An 18,347-nucleotide genomic window follows, 5' to 3' on the forward strand; every position below is an offset into this window, starting at 1 on the left:
TGGCGTCGGTGGTGGTATTAATCAATGCGCGCCGCCTTGCAGAGCGGCGCGCAGCGAAGCTTAGTCGTCGCCGTTAAGACCGGCACGATTCAGCAGGAACTGCGACAGCATCGGCACCGGACGGCCGGTTGCGCCTTTGGCCTTGCCCGAGCGCCAGGCGGTACCCGCAATATCCAGATGCGCCCAGTTATATTTACGCGCAAAGCGCGCCAGGAAGCAGGCGGCAGTGATAGCGCCACCGGGACGACCGCCGATGTTGGCCATGTCCGCGAAGTTGGATTCCAGCTGCTCCTGGTACTCATCCGCCATCGGCAGACGCCAGGCGCGGTCGCCAGACTGTTCAGACGCGCCGATCAGCTCGTGCGCCAGCGGATTATGATTCGACAGCAGACCGCTGACGTGATGGCCCAGCGCGATAACGCAGGCACCGGTCAGCGTCGCCACGTCGATGACCACTTCAGGATCGAAGCGCTCAACGTAGGTCAGGGCGTCACACAGCACCAGACGGCCTTCCGCATCGGTATTCAGCACTTCTACCGTCTGACCCGACATGGTTGTCAGCACATCACCCGGACGCATTGAGCGGCCGTCGGGCATATTTTCACAGCCGGCCAGTACGCCCACCACGTTAAGCGGCAGGTTTAGCTCGGCCACCATGCGCATCACGCCATAGACCGAGGCTGCACCGCACATGTCATACTTCATCTCGTCCATCGAGTCGGCAGGCTTAATAGAGATACCGCCGGAGTCGAAGGTCAGGCCTTTACCTACCAGCACAACAGGGCGCGCCTCTTTATCAGGATGGCCTTTATACTCAATGACCGACATCAGCGACTCGTTCTGCGAGCCGGCGCCCACGGCGAGGTAGGCGTTCATGCCCAGCTCTTTCATCTGCTGTTCGCCGATGACGCGCGTGGTGACGTTCTGGCTGTAGGCATCGGCCAGCTGGCGTGCCTGCGAGGCGAGGTAGGCGGGATTGCAGATATTAGGCGGCATATTGCCGAGGTCTTTCGCGGCCTTCACGCCCGCAGCAACCGCCAGACCGTGCTGGATGGCGCGCTCGCCGCTGGTCAGCTCGCGACGGGTCGGCACGTTAAACACCAGCTTGCGCAGCGGACGGCGCGGCTCCGTTTTATTGCTTTTCAGCTGATCGAAGTTATAAAGCGCTTCTTTGGAGGTTTCGACTGCCTGGCGCACTTTCCAGTAGGTATTGCGGCTTTTCACGTGCAGTTCGGTCAGGAAGCAGACAGCCTCCATCGATCCGGTGTCATTCAGCGTATTGATGGTTTTCTGAATAACCTGCTTGTACTGGCGCTCATCCAGTTCGCGCTCCTTGCCGCAGCCAATCAGCAGAATGCGCTCGGAAAGAATATTGGGCACGTGATGCAGCAGCAGCGTCTGGCCCACTTTGCCTTCCAGTTCGCCGCGGCGCAGCAGGGCGCTGATGTAGCCATCGCTAATTTTATCTAATTGTTCGGCGATCGGCGACAGACGACGCGGCTCGAAAACACCGACAACAATGCAGGCACTGCGCTGTTTTTCCGGGCTTCCGCTTTTTACACTGAACTCCATGCACTCTCCTGAATCTTAAAGACAACAGCCGCCGCTGCCGCTAGAATGGTCCGCTTGTTACCATATGGGCAAAAAGTTTGTTGGTAATCAACGTTCGCGCTACGTTTAGTGTGGCAATGCATTAATTTTCACCACCCTAACGCGTTTGTCATACCATTTTAGCTGCGACACTGGCTGTTGATGAAGAAAAATGGCTAATAAGCGTTGAAACTAGCGATTTTCCTGCAAAAAGACAAGTTATCACAGGCGTACTAAGCGTGATCATCATTAGATATCTGGTTCGGGAAACGCTCAAAAGCCAGCTGGCTATCCTTTTTATCCTGCTACTTATCTTCTTTTGTCAGAAGTTAGTGCGGATTTTAGGGGCTGCGGTGGACGGCGAAATCCCAACAAATCTTGTTCTGACTCTGTTAGGGCTCGGCGTGCCTGAAATGGCACAACTTATCCTGCCGTTAAGCCTGTTTCTGGCGATTCTGATGACGCTGGGCAAGCTTTATACCGACAGCGAAATCACCGTCATGCACGCCTGCGGATTAAGCAAAGGCGTGCTGGTAAAGGCCGCAATGATACTGATGCTCTTTACCTCGATTGTGGCGGCGGTGAATGTCATCTGGCTTGGCCCCTGGTCCTCGCGTTATCAGGACGAGGTGACGCAAAATGCCAAAGCCAACCCGGGAGCAGCGGCGCTGGCGGCGGGGCAATTCCAGAGCTCCAGCGACGGCAATTCGGTGCTGTTCATTGAAAACGTCAAGGGCAACCAGTTCGGCAACGTGTTCCTGGCGCAGCTGCGCACCAAAGGCAACGCGCGTCCGTCGGTTGTGCTGGCGGACAGCGGGCATATGGAGCAGCGTAAAGACGGTTCTCAGGTCGTCACCCTGGATAAGGGCACACGATTTGAGGGCACCGCGATGCTGCGTGATTTCCGTATCACCGATTTCACCCATTATCAGGCGCTGGTGGGCTATAAAGAGGCAACGCTCGATCCGAATGACGCCGAGCAGTCTGGTCTTACTACGCTGCTCAGCAACGATACGCCCGCGTTCCGCTCGGAACTGCACTGGCGTCTGACGCTGATCTTTTCGGTGCTGATTATGGCGCTGATGGTGGTGCCGCTTAGCGTGGTCAATCCGCGTCAGGGCCGCGTGCTGTCGATGCTGCCTGCTATGCTGCTCTATCTGATCTTCTTCCTGCTGCAAAGCTCCCTGAAGTCAAATGCGGCAAAAGGGCGACTCGATCCGGCAGTCTGGATGTGGGCGGTGAATATCGGCTATCTGCTGCTGGCCGTGGCGCTTAACCTGTGGGATACGGTGCCGATGCGCCGCGTACGCGCCCGCTTCAGCCGCGGAGGGTCCGTCTGATGTTTCGCGTTCTCGACCGTTATATCGGTAAAACGATATTCAACACCATCATGCTGACGCTGTTCATGCTGGTGTCACTCTCGGGCATCATCAAGTTTGTTGATCAGCTACGCAAAACCGGGCAGGGTGCCTATACCGCGCTCGCGGCCGGTTACTACACGCTGCTCAGCGTGCCGAAAGACATTGAGATCTTCTTCCCGATGGCGGCGCTGCTGGGTGCGCTGCTGGGCCTTGGCACGCTGGCGCAGCGCAGCGAGCTGGTGGTCATGCAGGCGGCGGGGTTTACCCGTATGCAGGTTGCCCTGTCGGTAATGAAAACCGCAATTCCACTGGTGCTGTTGACCATGGCCATTGGCGAGTTTCTGGCCCCAGCGGGTGAGCAGATGGCGCGCAACTATCGCGCGGCGCAGCTCTACGGTGGCGCGCTGGTCTCTACGCAAAATGGCCTGTGGGCAAAGGATGGCAATAACTTCATCTATATCGAACGCGTGCGCGGCGATAATCAGCTCGACGGTGTAAGCATCTACAACTTCAACGATGACCGTCGCCTGAAAAGCGTGCGCTATGCGGCCAGTGCCACCTGGGATCAAACAAGTAAGCGCTGGAAGCTGACGCAGGTTGATGAGTCCGATTTGAACGATCCGAAGCAAATCAGCGGTTCACAGAGCCTGAGCGGCGAATGGAAAACCAGCCTGACGCCAGACAAGCTCGGCGTGGTGGCGCTTGATCCGGATGCGCTGTCCATTCGCGGCCTCTATAACTACAGCAAATACCTGACGCAGAGCGGCCAGGAGTCGGGACGCTACCGGCTCAATATGTGGAGCAAGATTTTCCAGCCGCTGTCGGTGGCGGTGATGATGCTGATGGCGCTGTCGTTTATTTTTGGTCCGCTGCGCAGCGTGTCAATGGGCGTGCGCGTGGTCACCGGCATCAGTTTCGGCTTCCTGTTCTACGTACTGGACCAGATCTTTGGCCCACTCAGTCTGGTCTATGGACTGCCGCCGGTTATGGGCGCTATCCTGCCCAGCGCTGCGTTCTTCGCTATCAGCCTGTTTTTGCTCATTAAGCGGCGTTAAACGCTTCCTCCTGCACATAAAGGCCGCATTTTGCGGCCTTTTTCTCATAACAGGCTTTCCGCTACTCGCCGTTACCGGTCTCGCTAATGACGGCTGTTTTCATCTGTGTCAGGCTCTGCGCATGTTTTTTCAGCGTCAGGAAAGATGAAGAAAACAGCACGCCAACCCCGCACGATGCAACCTTTCGGCACGTTCTCAGCCATCCGGATGTGGCGCGCGACTTTATGCAGATTCATCTGCCTGCCGAACTGCTTGCCGTCTGCGATCTTGCTTTGTCCGCACACTGGCACAGCGCATACCGCAACAGGAGGACGCACTGATGACGATCGCAGAACAACTGAAGCAGGAAGGCCATAAAGAGGGCATGCTGAAAGGGCGGATCGAAGGCATGCTGGAAGGGCGGCTTGACGTCGCACGCACTCTGCTGTTGATGAAGATGCCACGCAAGACGATCCTGCAGGCCACAGGGCTGACAGAGGAAGAGCTGGCCCACATCAGCGTCAGCTAACTCTCTGCCGCCGCCGTTTGTCTACTCCGGCCTGGTAAACAGACCCGCTTCAGAGGCGGGTTCTGTCTGTAAAGCAAAACCTGTTAACGCACCAGCAGCGGCCACAGCGCCGGAAGCTGCGACAGCAGATAGAGAATTAGCCCAATCGTGCCGCCAACCAGCGTGCCATTGATGCGGATGAACTGTAAATCCTTGCCGATATTTAGCTCAATCTGCTGCGACATATCGCGCGCGTCCCAGCTCTTCACGGTATCGCTAATGTGACGCGTCAGAAAAGCCGCAAACTCGGGCGCAACGCTGCGGGCGGCATCTTCCAGATGGCGATTCATCGAGGCACGCAGCGCATCGTCGCGCGCCAGGTTTTCGCCCAGCCACAGCGCTGCCAGACGTACCTTCTCCTGCACGCGCGACTCTTCGCTGTTCAGATCCGCTTTCAGCCAGGCGCGCAGATCGTTCCACAGCTCGCCAATGTAGCGGTTGAGCGAAGCATCCTCTTTAATCCAGCGTTTGATCTCTTCGGCGCGAGCGGCCATGTCAGGATCGTGTTTCAGCTTCTCAATCAGCCGATCCACCGCACGATTGAAGCCGAGACGCAGCTCGTGGCCCTGATCGGCTGCCACATCGTCCAGCACAGAATCTACCGCATTAGCGACCAGTTCGGCACTGTGCTCACCCAGCCATTCGGTCGGCAGTACTTTCGCTTTGAGGGGGTGTTCGCGCTTCAGCCAGCGCACAATCTGCAGGGCGATAAAATCACGCGTCGCGGGTTTATGCAGCAGGCGTAATAGCTGCGCTATCGCCGCGTCCAGCAGCTCCTGATGGCGGTTATTTTTTGTCAGGCTCTCCAGCAGCACCGCGCTGGTCTGTGAAAGATCAACTTTATCGATGGCGCGATGCACCGCGCGCCGCATAAAAGACTGAATGCGCGCATCGTCAGTCAGGTCAAGAAAGCCGCGCATCACCTGTAGCAGGTGACGCCCGATGCGGTCAGCGTTGCCCGGCGCGTTAAGCCACTGCGCCAGCATCTGCGCCGGATCGTGACGGCGAATCAGCGCCAGCAGCGAGTCGGTATCAAGGAATTTTTCCTGTACGAAACGGCCAAGATTGTCGCCGATGCGGTCTTTATTGCGGGGAATAATCGCCGTATGGCGGGAGACAAACGGCACCGGCACGCGGCGAAAAAGCGCCACCACGGCGAACCAGTCGGCCAGTGCACCCACCATCGCCGCTTCAGCAATGGCTTTTACGCCGCTGACCCAGAAGCCAGGCGGCAGAAAAAGTGTGACGATAAAGGTCGCGGCGGCCAGCAGCAGCAGGCTCAGCGCCAGACGTTTGGTCCGTTTTAGTTCACGTAATTTGTCCATGCACACAGCTTAGCAGAGGCCAAACCGCTGCGGAAATAGCCTCAGCGACGACGGCCCCCCAGCAGATTGCCCAGTACGCCACGAATAATCTGGTTGGCAATCTGGCGCGTAGCGCTTTTTGCCACGCTCTGCACGATGCCGTCATGTTTACCGCCGCGCGGGCCGGTATGGCCAAACAACACCTCTTTCAGACCGCCGAGAATGCCGCTGTCCACGTCGACACTATTGCCTTTCGCCTGCGGCGCACTCGCCTGCTCGCTGGCGCTTTGCACCTTCTGATGCAGCATCTCAAAGGCGGATTCGCGGTCGATCTCCTCATCATATTTTCCCGACAGCGGCGAGTGGTTGATGAGACCGTTGCGTTCATCAGGGCTGACCGGTCCCATACGCGAGCCGGGCGCAATCACCATGGCGCGCTCGACGACAGACGGGCTGCCTTTTTCATCAAGAAAAGAGATCAGCGCTTCGCCGGTGCCCAGCGCCTGGATCGCTTCAACGGTATTGATGGCAGGGTTACTGCGCAGCGTTTCAGCCGCGCTCTTCACGGCCTTCTGGTCTTTCGGCGTAAAGGCGCGCAGCGCATGCTGGACGCGGTTGCCGAGCTGGCCCAGCACGCTATCGGGAACGTCGGCAGGATTCTGGGTAACAAACCAGACGCCAACGCCTTTAGAACGGATCAGGCGGATGACCTGCTCAACTTTCTCCAGCAGCACCGGCGGCGCGTCGTTAAACAGCAGATGCGCCTCGTCAAAGAAGAACACCATCTTTGGCTTTTCCAGATCGCCCGCTTCCGGCAGGTGTTCATAGAGCTCCGACAGCAGCCACAGCAGGCTGGTGGCATAGAGCTTCGGCTGCTGACAGAGCTTATCGGCCGCAAGGATGTTGATAACGCCTTTACCGTCGCCGTCAACGCGCATCAGATCGCGAATATCGAGCATCGGCTCGCCAAAAAAGTGTTCCGCACCCTGCTGCTCGAGCGCCAGCAGCCCACGCTGAATTGCCCCCACCGAGGCGCTGTTAATGTTGCCGTACTGCGTCTGAAAGCTTTTGGCGTTTTCGCCAATATAGTGCGTCATGGCGCGCAGATCTTTGAAATCGAGCAGCAGTAATCCCTGGTCATCGGCAATGCGAAAGATGATCTGCAACACGCCGCTCTGGATCTCATTAAGATTAAGCAGCCGCGCCAGCAGCAGCGGGCCGAGATCGGAAACGGTGGCGCGCAACGGGTGGCCCTGTTCGCCAAACACATCCCACAGCACAACGGGGCTTCGCTGCGGCTGCCAGTCACTGACGCCAATTTTTGCCAGCCGCGCCAGCAGTTTCTCACCGCCTGCGCTCTCTGCAGCCACGCCGGTCAGATCGCCTTTGACGTCCGCCATAAACACCGGCACGCCCGTCATGGAAAAGGACTCTGCCAGCTTTTGCAGCGTAACGGTTTTGCCGGTGCCGGTCGCGCCGGTAATCAAACCGTGGCGGTTGGCCATAGCAGGCAGCAAATGTAGTTTTACGTCGGGCGTCTGGGCAATAAGTAGCGGGGCAGTCATAGTGGCACTCTCTGGCAAAAGGTCATGCCTGTAGAATAGCAAGCGGTGCGGGTTAAGGAGAGAGGTTTGTGCTGATACGGCGGCGGGAGAGTCGCACCGGCAGGGGGCTGCGCGCGGCATTGCTTTCACGCGCAGCGCGAGAAGATTACTTCTCTACCTTATCCAGCAGCAGCATGCTGACGCCGATACCCTGCCTGACGTTGCTGAGGTTCTTACGCACCGCCACCTGCTGTGCACCTTGCAAAATGGTCACATACGGCGAATTCTGCTGCAGTTCGGTTTGCAGGTGGGTGTAGAGCGCACGGCGCTGCGTTGCGTCGCTTTCGCCTGCCGCCTTACGCGTCTCAGCGCTCAGCTCGGGGATCTCCCAGCCGACGCGCCACGCCAGCGTTTTAGGCCCACCAGGGACGTTAAAGGCGAAGGCGCTGGCATTGGTGTTAGGGTCAATATAGTCCGCGCCCCAGTAGATAAAGATCGACTGGAAATCACGGCCGCGCATTTTGCTCCACAGTTCCGACTCCGCCACCGGCTGAATATCAAGGCTGATGTCCGCTTTGGCAAAGCTGGCCTGTAATGCCTGTGCCACGTCGATATAGGGGGGCTGATTGATCACCGTCAGGGCGATATGCGTGCCAGGGGCAATACCGCCACGCTTCAGCACTGCTTTTGCCTTTTCTGTGTCGTAATGAAACGGTGTGGTATTGAGCGCGCCGTCAAAGCCATCCGGTAAAAAGCTCTGGTGAATGCGATACTGACCTTTCAGCAGCTGACTGGCAATCGCGTCATAGTCTACCAGCCAGCGTGCCGCCTGCCACAGCGCCGGATTGCCGAGCGCGGGCTGTTTCGCGTCTTTGGTGTTGAAGCCGAGATAATAAATCAGGGTCGACGGGAAGGTGTCGATACGCACGCCGGCATCGTTTTTCAGGGCTGCAATCTGATCGGGGCCGAGCTGGTAGGCGACATCAACGTCACCCTGCTGCACCAGCAGACGACGCGTGCCGGGATCGGACACGCCTTTCAGCAGCACGCGTTTCAGGTGCGGCGGTGGATTTGCATGCGGGTTGGCTTCCAGCAGCAGCGCCTGTAACGGCACAAACTGTTTGATGGCGAAGGCACCGCTGCCCGCTGAGTGAGTTTTGAGCCAGCCGTTGCCGGTGTCGTTACTGGCGGCGTGCTGTAATGCGGTTTTGCTGTCGACAACTGAACCAACCGGCGCGGTCAGCAGGCGCAGTGCCAGATCCTGTCCGATCTGTGCAGGCCAGCGGATCTCCAGCTGATGCTCATTGATCACCGTAAACTGGCTGTCCACATTCGCTGGCGTCCAGCCAAACTCGGCGAGGATAAAAGAGGGCGCTTTATTCAGTTTCACCGCGCGCGTCAGGGAGAAGACCACATCCTGCGCCGTCACCGGATTACCGCTGGCGAAATGCGCGTCAGGGTTGAGGTTAAAGATCAGGCTGTGCGGCGTGGTGCCCGGCTGCCAGCTATGTGCCAGCAGCGGTGAGAGTTTTTGCGGATCGTTTTCATCCGGCTCAGCCAGCGTCTGGTAAACATTACGCAGGCTGCTGTTGCTGACCGTTTCAAAACTTTCGGCCGGATCAAAACTGATGATGCCATCAAGCGGCACGGCGATTACCAGCGTTTCTTTTGGCGTGCTGGCGTGCACCGCTGGCGCCAGGGTCAGCGCGGCTGCAAGCAAGAGCAAAACATGTCGCATAGGAGATCTATCCTGAGTGGTTGATACGCCTACTCTATCCGGCGCGTCCCGGCGTCAAAATGCTGCTTTGTTATGAGCTTTGCATAAAAAAATCGTCCGGGCTTTCAGCCAGGCCTTAACGCATCAGGCGACTGTTAGCGAAATAAATTAATCTGTTTTTGTTTACGCGGGCAACAGCACTGTCCGTTTACCGCCCTTGGCCTCTCCTGTTTTTCATGTACGGCGTAATAACCGTCCATGCTGCATTAAGCATCAGGAAACTAGCCTGGTATGGAAGTATGATTTTTTTTCATTGATTATTTAATGCGACTGTCACGATACGAAAATAAAACAGGCGCTGCGCATAAAAATTGCGGGGAAATAATCCGCGATTATGTGGTTTTAAACAAAATTACAGTGGCTAACACCTGTTACCGATACGCAACCATTTAATAACACGATGATAATTTTTCACTAAAACACACCCTGACTTTAATTGTTACATCCAGACATATCTATATCCCTAATATTGCCGCGGAAATAACCGATAAGATTTGTGTTTAACAAATATATTACTTCTATAGCAAGTGAGAGTCGTGCGGCTATGCTTCTTGAAAAACCCACCACCAGACGAAAGTTTTTGCTCGGGTCTTTACTGGCATTGCCATTAAGCGATCTGGTTTTAAAAGGACTGACTGCGGCGCAGGCAGCGGAAATGGCCGCGCCTGATCTGGCCGATTATAAACCGGGCTTCTTCAGCGCGGATGAGTGGCAGTTTATTCTGGCCGCGACCGATCGCCTGATCCCGGCAGGCGGTAAAGGCAAGGCGCCCGGCGCGCTGGAGACCAACGTGCCGATCTTTATCGACCAGCAGCTGCAAACCAGCGAGTTCGGCGATGAAATCTACATGCAGGGCCCGTTCAATGTGCACGCGGACGCCACCTTCGGCTACCAGATCCCGTTCACACCGCAGCAGATGTACCACACCGCGATCAAGCTGGTGACTGACTGGGTACAGACCACCTACAGCAAGTCGTTTCATCAGCTCACGCTGGAAGAGAAAGATGACGTGTTGACCAGACTCAACAAAAACGGCATCGACTTCGCTGCGCTAGGCGAAGGCAATATGAAAGCGTCACAGTTCTTCAGCCAGCTGCTCTCAGATACTAAACACGGTTATCTCGCGGATCCGATGTATGGCGGCAATAAGGGCATGAAAGCCTGGATCGCCATCGGCTTTCCCGGCGCGCGCGCCAGCTTCACCGAATGGGTGAAGCAGCATAACGTGCCCTATCCGCTGGGACCGGTCAGCCTTTTGGGTGAACGCGCTTAACGGCGTTGAATCAGGTATTTGAGACAGGATTATCATGGCACAGATTACTAAAAAAGAAGTCGACGTCGTCGTTTGCGGCCTCGGCTGGGCCGGCTCGCTGATGAGCATTGAACTGGCACTGGCCGGCCTCGAAGTGCGCGCGTTAGAGCGCGGCGGCGAGCGCGACTACCCCGACTTCGCCTACCCGAAACCGGCTGACGAATACGCCTATAACGTGCGTAATAAAGTGTTCGCGACGCCAAAAGAAGTGGCGGTCACCGTGCGCTACGACACCACCCAGACGGCGCTGCCGACTCGCAAATGGGGCGCATTCGCACCAGGCACCGGCGTGGGTGGCGCAGGCATGCACTGGACGGCGGTGTTGATCCGTCCTACCCCGACCGACATCAAGCTGAAAAGCTATGTGGATGAGGCCTACAAGCCAGGCATCCTGCAGGAAGATATGCGCGTGATGGATTTCCCCTTCAGCTGGGATGAGATCGAGCCCTACTTCTACAAGTTTGAACTGATCTGCGGTCAGTCGGGCACCACCGGCAACCTGCGCGGTCAGATTCTGGAAGGGGGCGATCCGTTCGAAGGCCCGCGCTCTGAGCCTTACCCGCTGCCGGCGCTGGAAGACACGCTGAACAACGTGATGTTCAAAGAGGCGGCAACGAAGCTGGGCTACCATCCGTTCCCGAACCCGTCGGCGTGTGTGTCACGTGCGTGGAAAAACCCCTACGGCAACCAGATCGCGCCCTGCAACTACTGCGGCTATTGCTCAAAGTATCCGTGCCTGAACTACTCCAAAGCGTCACCGCAGACCGCCGTGATGGATGCGCTGAAGCGTCTGCCGAACTTCTCCTATGAAGTGCATGCGGAAGTGGTGAAGGTCGTGCTACACGACGACAAGAAAACCGCCAAAGGCGTGATCTACTACGACGTTGACGGTAACGAAGTCTTCCAGCCGGCGAAGATTGTGGTGCTCTCCAGCTTCCAGCTCTATAACGTGCGTCTGATGCTGCTCTCCGGCATCGGCAAGCCGTACAACCCGATCACCGAAGAAGGCGTGGTCGGGCGCAACTACGCCTTTCTGTCAAACGGCGGTGCGACCCTGTTCTTCAAGGACAAAAACTTCAACCCGTACGCCACCGCAGGCGCCACCGGCCAGATGTTCAACGACATCTCGCCAGGCAACTTCGACGGTCCGGGCCTGGGCTTCCTTGGCGGCGCGAAGATCCACAGTTCACAGGCCACCGGTACGCCGATCGCCACCGCGCTGCCAAAAGGCACGCCGAGCTGGGGAATGGGCTACAAAGAGGGGCTGGAAGAGTGGTATGGCCATTCTATGAAGATCAGCATCACCACGACCTGCCAGTCGTACCGCGATGTTTATCTCGATCTGGATCCCAACTACACCGATCACCGTGGCCAGCCGCTGCTGCGCATGACCTTTAACTGGAAACAGAACGAGCTCAGGCTGCAACAGTATCTGAAAGGCATTGTTGGCAATATCAGTAAAGAACTGAACCCGGACAGCATGAGCATGAGCTTCCTGCCGATGGACGCCAACTTCGACCTGACCAAATATGTCTCGACCCACAACGTGGGCGGCGCGGTAATGGGCGACAACCCGCAAACCTCTGCGCTGAACAAGTATCTGCAGAGCTGGGACGTGCATAACGTGTTTGTACCGGGCGGTAACGCCTTCCCGCAGAACTTCCAGGCGAACCCGACCGATACCATCGGTGCGATTACGCTGATGGCGGCGCAGGCGATCAAGGAACAGTATCTGAAAAACCCCGGCCCACTGGTACAGGCATAAGCATATGAAACTGAAATCATTGTTACTCGCCAACGCCGTGCTGCTGGGATGCATGGTGAGTCAGGCGCATGCGGAAGATGAGGCCCAGCTCATCAGGAAGGGCGAATACCTGTCGCGTCTCGGCGACTGTATGGCCTGCCACTCTGTCGCGGGCAAGCCGGACTATTCCGGCGGGCTGGCGATTGAGTCGAACCTTGGCACCATCTATTCGACCAACATCACGCCGGACAAAGCGCACGGTATCGGCAACTACAGCGAGCAGCAGTTCTCTGACGCGGTGCGCAAAGGCGTGCTGGCGAACGGATCCCGTCTCTATCCGGCGATGCCGTACCCGGACTACGCCAAAATCAGCGATGAAGATATGCACGCGCTCTATGTCTACTTCATGAAGGGCGTGCAGCCGAGCGCCGAGCAGCCGCCGGAGACCAGCCTGAGCTTTCCGTTCAGCCAGCGCTGGGGCATGCGTTTCTGGAACTGGGCCTTTACCAGCGACAAGCCGTTCCAGCCGATCGGCGGTGCCTCTGATGAGATTAACCGCGGTGCCTATATCGTTGAGAGCCTCGGCCACTGCGGCAGCTGCCATACGCCGCGCGGCTTTGGCATGAACGAGAAGGCGCTCGACAGCGGCGATGCGACGTTCCTGGCGGGCGGCAGCCTGAACAACTGGGAGGTGCCGTCGCTGCGCGGTCTGCCGCGCTGGAGCGAGCAGGAGATCGTCGACTACCTGCAGACCGGCCGCAACGACAAGGCGGCGGTAGGCGGCGAGATGAAGTCGGTGATTGAGCACAGCAGTTCGCACATGACCGACGCCGATCTGAAAGCCGTTGCTGCCTACCTGAAGTTCCTGGGCGGCAATCCGCCGCTGCAGGCCTACAACGTGCAGGCGCAGCAGCAGACCGAAGCGAAGCTGACGGCGGCGAAGAACCTGAGCGAAGGCGAGCGTCTCTACCTCGACAACTGCGGCGCCTGCCACTTTGTCACCGGTAAAGGCGCGCCGGGGATCTTCCCGGAGCTGGATCAGGCGACAATCGTTAACGCTAAAGATCCCACCGGGCTGATCCACACTATCCTGGAAGGCGCGCAGCAGCCCTCTACCGAGAAGGCACCGTCGACGCTGGCGATGCCGGGCTTCGGCCAGCGTCTGAGCGACGACGAAGTGGCGCAGCTCGCGACCTTTATCCGTCAGGGCTGGAGCAACAACGCGCCAGCGGTGAGCAGGGAGCAGGTTGCGGATGTGCGGAAGTCGCTGAAGCACGAAGAGAAGTAAAAGAAAAGGGCGCCGCGGCGCCCTTTGTTTTGTTGCTTACGGTGCAGACGCGGGTGGCAAGGCCCGATCGCAAAGACGCAAAAAGCGCCATCCCTGGCAGCTCGGCCCGCGACAATACACACCTCATCCTGAGGTGCGCCCGTAAACAGGCCAACGCTTCGCGTTGTTCAAAAACGCTCCCGGCGTTTTTGTCCTGTCGCGGGACGCTTTGCTCTTCGGTCCATGCCACCCGCGTTTTAAGTTTGTTAGCCGTCTGAAAGAGCGCTTTAGCTGATCACCGAGCAGACGTTTTGCTCTTCGATACCTGCCTTAATGGAAGTTATGCACTACCTCCAGCACGCCGTTAATCACAAACTGCACGCCCATACAGACCAGCAAAAAACCCATCAGGCGAGAAATCGCTTCAATACCGCTTTTTCCTACCAGCTTCATAATGCTGCCTGAACTGCGCAGCGCGACCCACAGGATCAGCGCAACGATCAGAAAGGTCAGCGGCGGCGCAACGGTGATAACCCACGCGGGAAAATCAACGCCGCTTTTCACCGTCGACGCGGAGCTGATAATCATCGCGATAGTACCAGGTCCGGCGGTGCTCGGCATCGCCAGCGGCACGAAAGCGATATTAACCGGCTCCTGACGCGCGTCGCTGTTGTCCAGCTCATCCAGTTTGTGCTGCGCCTCAACTGAATGGCCAGCCGGCTGCACGGGAAACAGCATGCGGAAGCCGATAAAGGCGACGATCATGCCGCCCGCGATGCGCAGGCCGGGAATGGAGATGCCAAAGGTGTTAAGCACCGCGTTACCGGCGTACCACGCCACCATCATGATGGCGAACACATAGAGTGATGCCTGGAAAGCCTGGCGGTTGCGCTCGCTGAAGTTCATGTCGCTCGCCAGCCCCAAAAAGAGTGCAACGGTGGTGAGCGGGTTGGCGAGCGGCAGCAGTATGACCAGCCCCAGTCCAGTGGCTTCTAATAACGCCTGCATAAGCGTCCTCTGTTATAGCGCGAACAGGCGCGCATGTCCGGGAAAGGTTAGTGTTTGGGGCGCTCCATCGCTTCTAACAGCTCGGGGAAGAAGTCTTCCAGCAGTTCGGGCGTCATCAGTTCCGGGTAGCGCATCAGGTGCTCGCGGATGCGTTCGTTCAGCTCCGGGATCAGGCTCTGCGCCGCGGCAATACCTGTGATCTTTTTCTGCTTCACCAGGCGCAGCACGTCATCCGGCAGGCTGTCTTCGTCATCATCTTCTTCCACTTCTTCCAGCGCATCCAGATCGTCGAACATATCGAGCAGGGCTTCGATCTGCGGCGTGCGCGAGACGTACTCTTCAGGCTTTTCCTCTTCCAGATAGCGCAGCAGCGCGCGCACCGGCGAGCCATCCGGCGTGGCGGGCGGCGTGGCGGTAAACCACTCCAGCAGCTGGTGGGTACTGACGCGATGAACGTGATAGCCGTTATCGACCAGCTCATCGGCAAGGATGTCGGCGGTGTCATGCTCGAGCAGGCAGATATGGGTGCGGTTCGGGGTGAACTGTTCCAGCCACTGATAGATCTCTTCAATAACCGCATCGTCATACTGGAAGTTTTTGCTCAGATAGCTGCCGTCCGGCTGATGAACGGTGGCGAAAATGAGATCGGGATCGAAGTAAATCGCAATGTTGATGCCTTTCATGCGCGCTGTCCTTTGTAGTACAAAACGTCACTATAGCTTCAGGACGCGCAGAAAAACATGGGGCAGCCAGCAGCCTGCGCTGCTGGCATGAAAATTAATGTAATTCAGCGCGATCCAGCCCATACGCGCTGTCGAGCGCGCCCGGCGCCATCTGCGACAGGATTTGCAGGCGGTTCCAGCTGTTGATCACCGCGATGGTAAAGGCCAGCTCGCTGATCTCCACCTCGGAGAAGTGCTCACGCAGCTCGCCGTAGAGCGCTTCGCTGACGCCCTGTTCGCCGATGCGCGTCAGAGCTTCAGTCAGCGCCAGCGCCGCTTTCTCCCGCGCGCTAAACAGCGGCGATTCGCGCCAGATGGCAACGTGATGCAGACGCAGCTCGCGCTCGCCGTGCAGCTTTGCCTCCTTTACGTGCATATCGAGGCAGAACGCACAGTGATTCAGCTGCGAGGCGCGAATATCCACCAGATGCTTCAGCGTGGCGTCCAGCGAAGTTTTGCGTAGCGCCATGGAGACGTCGCCGAGGGATTTTGCCAGCGCCGGGACGGTTTTAAAATGGTTAATGCGTGATGTCACGATCTTTTCCTCTTGCAGAACGGTAAAGGGAGAGTGGCTAAAAGCTGGATGCATCATAGCCTTTCATGTCAGAGTAAAAAGGGCCATAAAACGTGAAAACAGGCAGGACATAGCGGTGGGATACAGAGAGATTTACGCGCGCTATCGTCAGCAGATCCAGGCGGGCGTACTGAAGCCGGGCGATCGCGTGCCGGCGATCCGCGTGCTGGCCAGCGAGCTGCGCGTGGCGCGCAAAACGGTAGAGGCTGCCTATGAGATCCTGATTGGCGAAGGCTACTTCGTCAGCCAGGGCGCGAAGGGCACGCGCGTTAATCCCGCGCTGACGCCTGTTACCAAAGAGGAGCCGACCTGGCAGCCAGAGCAGCGCGATCTGCCGCTGCGTAGTGAGCAGCGGGAGAGCAAAGGCGAGATGCGGCTCGGCATTCCGTCGCTGGACGCCTTTCCGCTGAAGAAGTGGCTGCTGATATCCGGCAAAGCGGCGCGCAGCCTGCGGCCAGATGAGATGCTGATCCCGCCGGTGATGGGCTATACGCCGCTGCGCGAGGCGATTGCCAGCTACCTCAACATCTCGCGCGGGCTCGACTGCCAGCCAGAGCAGATCTTTATTACCAGCGGCTATCGCGCCAGCCTGCGGCTGATTCTGGCGGTGCTGGCGCAGGCGGGCGACAAAGTGCTGTTTGAAGATCCCGGCTACTTCTTCGGGCAGAAGCTGCTGAAACGGATCGCGCCCAGCCTGCACTATGTGCCGGTCGATCGCGACGGGATCGACGTCGATCATCTGCTGCGCTATCACGCCGACGCGCGTTTTGCGGTGGTGACGCCGACCCATCAGAGTCCGCTGGCGGTAACGCTGTCGCTGCCGCGCAAGCATCAGCTGCTGGCGTGGGCGCAAGAGAACGAGAGCTGGATAATTGAGGATGACTATGACGGGGAGTTTCACTACACGCGCAAGGTGATCCCGGCGTTAAAGAGCCTCGATACGCACGACCGGGTGATTTATACCGGTACCTTCAGTAAAACCGTTATGCCCGCGATGCGCATTGGCTATCTGGTGATGCCCAGAGCGACGCTGGCGCGCTTTCACGAGCTGGGCGAGATCCTGGAGAACGGCCTGCCGCTGCTGCCGCAGAAAATCCTCGCGCAGTTTCTCAGCGAAGGGCACTTCTATCGCCATATCAAAAAGATGCGCATCCTTTATCAGCAGCGTCGCCGCATGATGCTCGACGCACTACAGGCGTGCTTTCCGGATCTGTTTGAGTATCAGCTCACCGATGGCGGCATGCATATTGTCGCCTTTCTGCGGCGTGGCATTGAGGATGTGGCGCTGGCGGAGATATGGCAGCGGCATCAGCTGCGGGTGCTGCCGCTCTCCGGCTGGTATATGCAGACGCAGAAGCGCTACGGGCTGGTGATTGGCTATACCACTATCCGGACGTATGAGCAGGCGCTGGCGCTGCTACAGGGCGTGGAGGCGGAGACGAGAAGGGCGATGGCGTGACCAACGGTTTGGCAGGCCGTTGCGTAAGAAGAGAGGCGCGAGGGACAGCTCGCGCCCGTACAGCGGCGGATTACATGCCGATGTATTTTTTGCCCTGCTTCAACACCACGTCGCAGGCTTTGGTTTTCAGCTTCTCGCCCATTGGCGAGTTGCTCAGGCTTTGCAGGTTTAGCTGCTGGCCGTTGCCGGTGTTCAGCAGGCCGGCGATCCCCTGCTGGTAGTCGGTGTTCTGCGTCTGTGCCGTCTGGCTGCTCAGGCCGAGCTTGTCCAGCACCTGCTCTTTCACCGACTTCACGTTGTTATCCACCACGTTGTGCTGCACGCAGTACTGCATCACGCCAGCGGCATTGGTCATGCTGTTGGCGCTGACCGCCTTGTCGCCGCCGTTCAGCAGACCCGTCAGCGAGCCGAGCGACAGTCCGCCGTTCTGCGCGGTGCTGTTGGTCGTGCTGGAGTTGCTGTTGTTCTGCTGGCTGAGCTGCGACGCCGCGCTGCTCAGCTGATCCTGCCAGCTTGCCGCCGATGCGCTGCCTGCCAGCAGCAGCGCCGTGAATCCCATCCCCAAAAGAGTGCGTTGTGTGGTTTTATTCATTTTATCCTCGTCTGTGTTCAACCTGCGCGCGATCGATTGCTGCGCCAGTTTTGCTAAGAGGGATCTGCAGTGGGAAAGTTCCGAACGTGCTCTGTCACCCGGAGGGAATAGGAGGATTCTGTAGGGGGATAGCAGGCGTTTCAGCGGGCAAATGGGCGTGGGGAAGGGCGTGATTTAGCGGGCGAGCGAGCGAGGGGCGGCGAGTGATGTTTTTTTCGACGCTTAGCGCACAGACCGGGTGATTCCGGTTGCGCGGCGGGTGGGTAAGGGTATAATCCCCAACGTTTTCCGCATCCCTTCCGTGCCGGAGTGGCGAAATCGGTAGACGCAGTTGATTCAAAATCAACCGTAGAAATACGTGCCGGTTCGAGTCCGGCCTTCGGCACCATCGGAACATCAATAGACGTCAACGGACGTCTTTTTTTGTGCCTGAAATCCAGTATTTACCCATCATTCCCGCTATATTAACTCTCTCAAGGTCAACCGACTTC

Annotated in this window: 15 protein-coding genes, 1 tRNA gene and 1 pseudogene; 9 read left to right on the plus strand and 8 right to left on the minus strand. The window is 57.9% G+C overall.

Going from position 1 to position 18,347, the window contains the following annotated elements:
* Positions 1 to 60: 60 nt before the first annotated feature.
* Entirely contained in the window at positions 61 to 1,572 is a 1,512-nt protein-coding gene (gene pepA / locus HP564_RS11920) for a leucyl aminopeptidase (RefSeq protein WP_371243250.1), read from the minus strand.
* 257 nt (positions 1,573 to 1,829) lie between these two features.
* On the opposite strand from pepA, the gene lptF reads away from it, so the two are divergent.
* The 4 genes and pseudogenes from lptF to HP564_RS11940 all read left to right on the plus strand — a co-directional run bounded on the left by lptF (position 1,830) and on the right by HP564_RS11940 (position 4,514).
* Entirely contained in the window at positions 1,830 to 2,930 is a 1,101-nt protein-coding gene (lptF, locus tag HP564_RS11925) for an LPS export ABC transporter permease LptF (RefSeq protein ID WP_371243252.1), read from the plus strand.
* Entirely contained in the window at positions 2,930 to 4,006 is a 1,077-nt protein-coding gene (gene lptG, locus HP564_RS11930) for an LPS export ABC transporter permease LptG (protein WP_371243254.1), read from the plus strand. Before lptF ends, lptG begins: the two co-directional genes overlap by 1 nt.
* A gap of 86 nt (positions 4,007 to 4,092) precedes the next feature.
* A pseudogene (locus HP564_RS11935) lies at positions 4,093 to 4,275 on the plus strand (Rpn family recombination-promoting nuclease/putative transposase); the annotation flags it as partial.
* Between the two features lie 50 nt (positions 4,276 to 4,325).
* Positions 4,326 to 4,514, plus strand: a complete 189-nt coding sequence (locus HP564_RS11940) for a hypothetical protein (protein ID WP_371243256.1) — start codon at positions 4,326 to 4,328, stop codon at positions 4,512 to 4,514.
* A gap of 83 nt (positions 4,515 to 4,597) precedes the next feature.
* Here HP564_RS11940 and HP564_RS11945 read toward each other — a convergent pair whose 3' ends face one another.
* From HP564_RS11945 to HP564_RS11955, 3 genes are all read right to left on the minus strand, one after another.
* Positions 4,598 to 5,878, minus strand: coding sequence for a DUF445 domain-containing protein (locus HP564_RS11945; RefSeq protein WP_371243258.1), 1,281 nt, complete (start codon positions 5,876 to 5,878; stop codon positions 4,598 to 4,600).
* Positions 5,879 to 5,919: 41 nt separating this feature from the next.
* Positions 5,920 to 7,422, minus strand: a complete 1,503-nt coding sequence (locus tag HP564_RS11950; RefSeq protein ID WP_371243260.1) for a helicase HerA-like C-terminal domain-containing protein — start codon at positions 7,420 to 7,422, stop codon at positions 5,920 to 5,922.
* A gap of 145 nt (positions 7,423 to 7,567) precedes the next feature.
* Positions 7,568 to 9,139: an ABC transporter substrate-binding protein gene (locus HP564_RS11955; protein WP_371243262.1), complete on the minus strand. Its 1,572-nt coding sequence runs from the start codon at positions 9,137 to 9,139 to the stop codon at positions 7,568 to 7,570.
* A gap of 583 nt (positions 9,140 to 9,722) precedes the next feature.
* Between HP564_RS11955 and HP564_RS11960 the strand changes: the two genes are divergently transcribed.
* From HP564_RS11960 to HP564_RS11970, 3 genes are read left to right on the plus strand one after another with little or no spacing between them, the layout of a single operon-like run.
* On the plus strand, positions 9,723 to 10,451 hold the full coding sequence (locus HP564_RS11960) for a gluconate 2-dehydrogenase subunit 3 family protein (RefSeq protein WP_371243264.1): 729 nt from the start codon (positions 9,723 to 9,725) through the stop codon (positions 10,449 to 10,451).
* 34 nt (positions 10,452 to 10,485) lie between these two features.
* Positions 10,486 to 12,255 carry a GMC family oxidoreductase gene (locus HP564_RS11965; RefSeq protein ID WP_371243266.1) on the plus strand — a complete coding sequence of 590 codons (1,770 nt, stop codon included), beginning with the start codon at positions 10,486 to 10,488 and terminating at the stop codon, positions 12,253 to 12,255.
* Between the two features lie 4 nt (positions 12,256 to 12,259).
* A complete protein-coding gene (locus tag HP564_RS11970) occupies positions 12,260 to 13,522 on the plus strand; it encodes a cytochrome c (protein WP_371243268.1) in 1,263 nt (420 codons plus the stop codon).
* Between the two features lie 309 nt (positions 13,523 to 13,831).
* Here HP564_RS11970 and HP564_RS11975 read toward each other — a convergent pair whose 3' ends face one another.
* The 3 genes from HP564_RS11975 to HP564_RS11985 form a co-directional block, all read right to left on the minus strand.
* The gene (locus tag HP564_RS11975; RefSeq protein WP_371243270.1) at positions 13,832 to 14,509 is read right to left on the minus strand and encodes a MarC family NAAT transporter; all 678 of its coding nucleotides are present in this window, start codon (positions 14,507 to 14,509) and stop codon (positions 13,832 to 13,834) included.
* 47 nt (positions 14,510 to 14,556) lie between these two features.
* Positions 14,557 to 15,192, minus strand: a complete 636-nt coding sequence (locus tag HP564_RS11980; RefSeq protein WP_371243272.1) for a hypothetical protein — start codon at positions 15,190 to 15,192, stop codon at positions 14,557 to 14,559.
* A gap of 94 nt (positions 15,193 to 15,286) precedes the next feature.
* The gene (locus HP564_RS11985) at positions 15,287 to 15,766 is read right to left on the minus strand and encodes a carboxymuconolactone decarboxylase family protein (protein ID WP_371243363.1); all 480 of its coding nucleotides are present in this window, start codon (positions 15,764 to 15,766) and stop codon (positions 15,287 to 15,289) included.
* Between the two features lie 115 nt (positions 15,767 to 15,881).
* Between HP564_RS11985 and HP564_RS11990 the strand changes: the two genes are divergently transcribed.
* Positions 15,882 to 17,264, plus strand: coding sequence for a PLP-dependent aminotransferase family protein (locus tag HP564_RS11990; protein WP_371243274.1), 1,383 nt, complete (start codon positions 15,882 to 15,884; stop codon positions 17,262 to 17,264).
* A 70-nt stretch (positions 17,265 to 17,334) separates the two neighbouring features.
* On the opposite strand, the gene HP564_RS11995 is transcribed toward HP564_RS11990, so the two are convergent.
* On the minus strand, positions 17,335 to 17,856 hold the full coding sequence (locus HP564_RS11995; protein WP_371243276.1) for a DUF2501 domain-containing protein: 522 nt from the start codon (positions 17,854 to 17,856) through the stop codon (positions 17,335 to 17,337).
* A 303-nt stretch (positions 17,857 to 18,159) separates the two neighbouring features.
* Between HP564_RS11995 and HP564_RS12000 the strand changes: the two genes are divergently transcribed.
* Positions 18,160 to 18,244, plus strand: a tRNA-Leu gene (locus HP564_RS12000).
* Positions 18,245 to 18,347: the final 103 nt, after the last annotated feature.

The sequence above is a fragment of the Pantoea sp. KPR_PJ genome (assembly GCF_041386365.1).
Lineage (GTDB): Bacteria > Pseudomonadota > Gammaproteobacteria > Enterobacterales > Enterobacteriaceae > Pantoea.

Coding starts and splice junctions, on each gene's coding strand:
- pepA (WP_371243250.1), bottom strand. CDS start 1,572: ATGGAGTTCAGTGTAAAAAGCGGAAGCCCGGAAAAACAGCGCAGTGCC.
- lptG (WP_371243254.1), top strand. CDS start 2,930: ATGTTTCGCGTTCTCGACCGTTATATCGGTAAAACGATATTCAACACC.
- HP564_RS11940 (WP_371243256.1), top strand. CDS start 4,326: ATGACGATCGCAGAACAACTGAAGCAGGAAGGCCATAAAGAGGGCATG.
- HP564_RS11945 (WP_371243258.1), bottom strand. CDS start 5,878: ATGGACAAATTACGTGAACTAAAACGGACCAAACGTCTGGCGCTGAGC.
- HP564_RS11950 (WP_371243260.1), bottom strand. CDS start 7,422: ATGACTGCCCCGCTACTTATTGCCCAGACGCCCGACGTAAAACTACAT.
- HP564_RS11955 (WP_371243262.1), bottom strand. CDS start 9,139: ATGCGACATGTTTTGCTCTTGCTTGCAGCCGCGCTGACCCTGGCGCCA.
- HP564_RS11960 (WP_371243264.1), top strand. CDS start 9,723: ATGCTTCTTGAAAAACCCACCACCAGACGAAAGTTTTTGCTCGGGTCT.
- HP564_RS11965 (WP_371243266.1), top strand. CDS start 10,486: ATGGCACAGATTACTAAAAAAGAAGTCGACGTCGTCGTTTGCGGCCTC.
- HP564_RS11970 (WP_371243268.1), top strand. CDS start 12,260: ATGAAACTGAAATCATTGTTACTCGCCAACGCCGTGCTGCTGGGATGC.
- HP564_RS11975 (WP_371243270.1), bottom strand. CDS start 14,509: ATGCAGGCGTTATTAGAAGCCACTGGACTGGGGCTGGTCATACTGCTG.
- HP564_RS11980 (WP_371243272.1), bottom strand. CDS start 15,192: ATGAAAGGCATCAACATTGCGATTTACTTCGATCCCGATCTCATTTTC.
- HP564_RS11995 (WP_371243276.1), bottom strand. CDS start 17,856: ATGAATAAAACCACACAACGCACTCTTTTGGGGATGGGATTCACGGCG.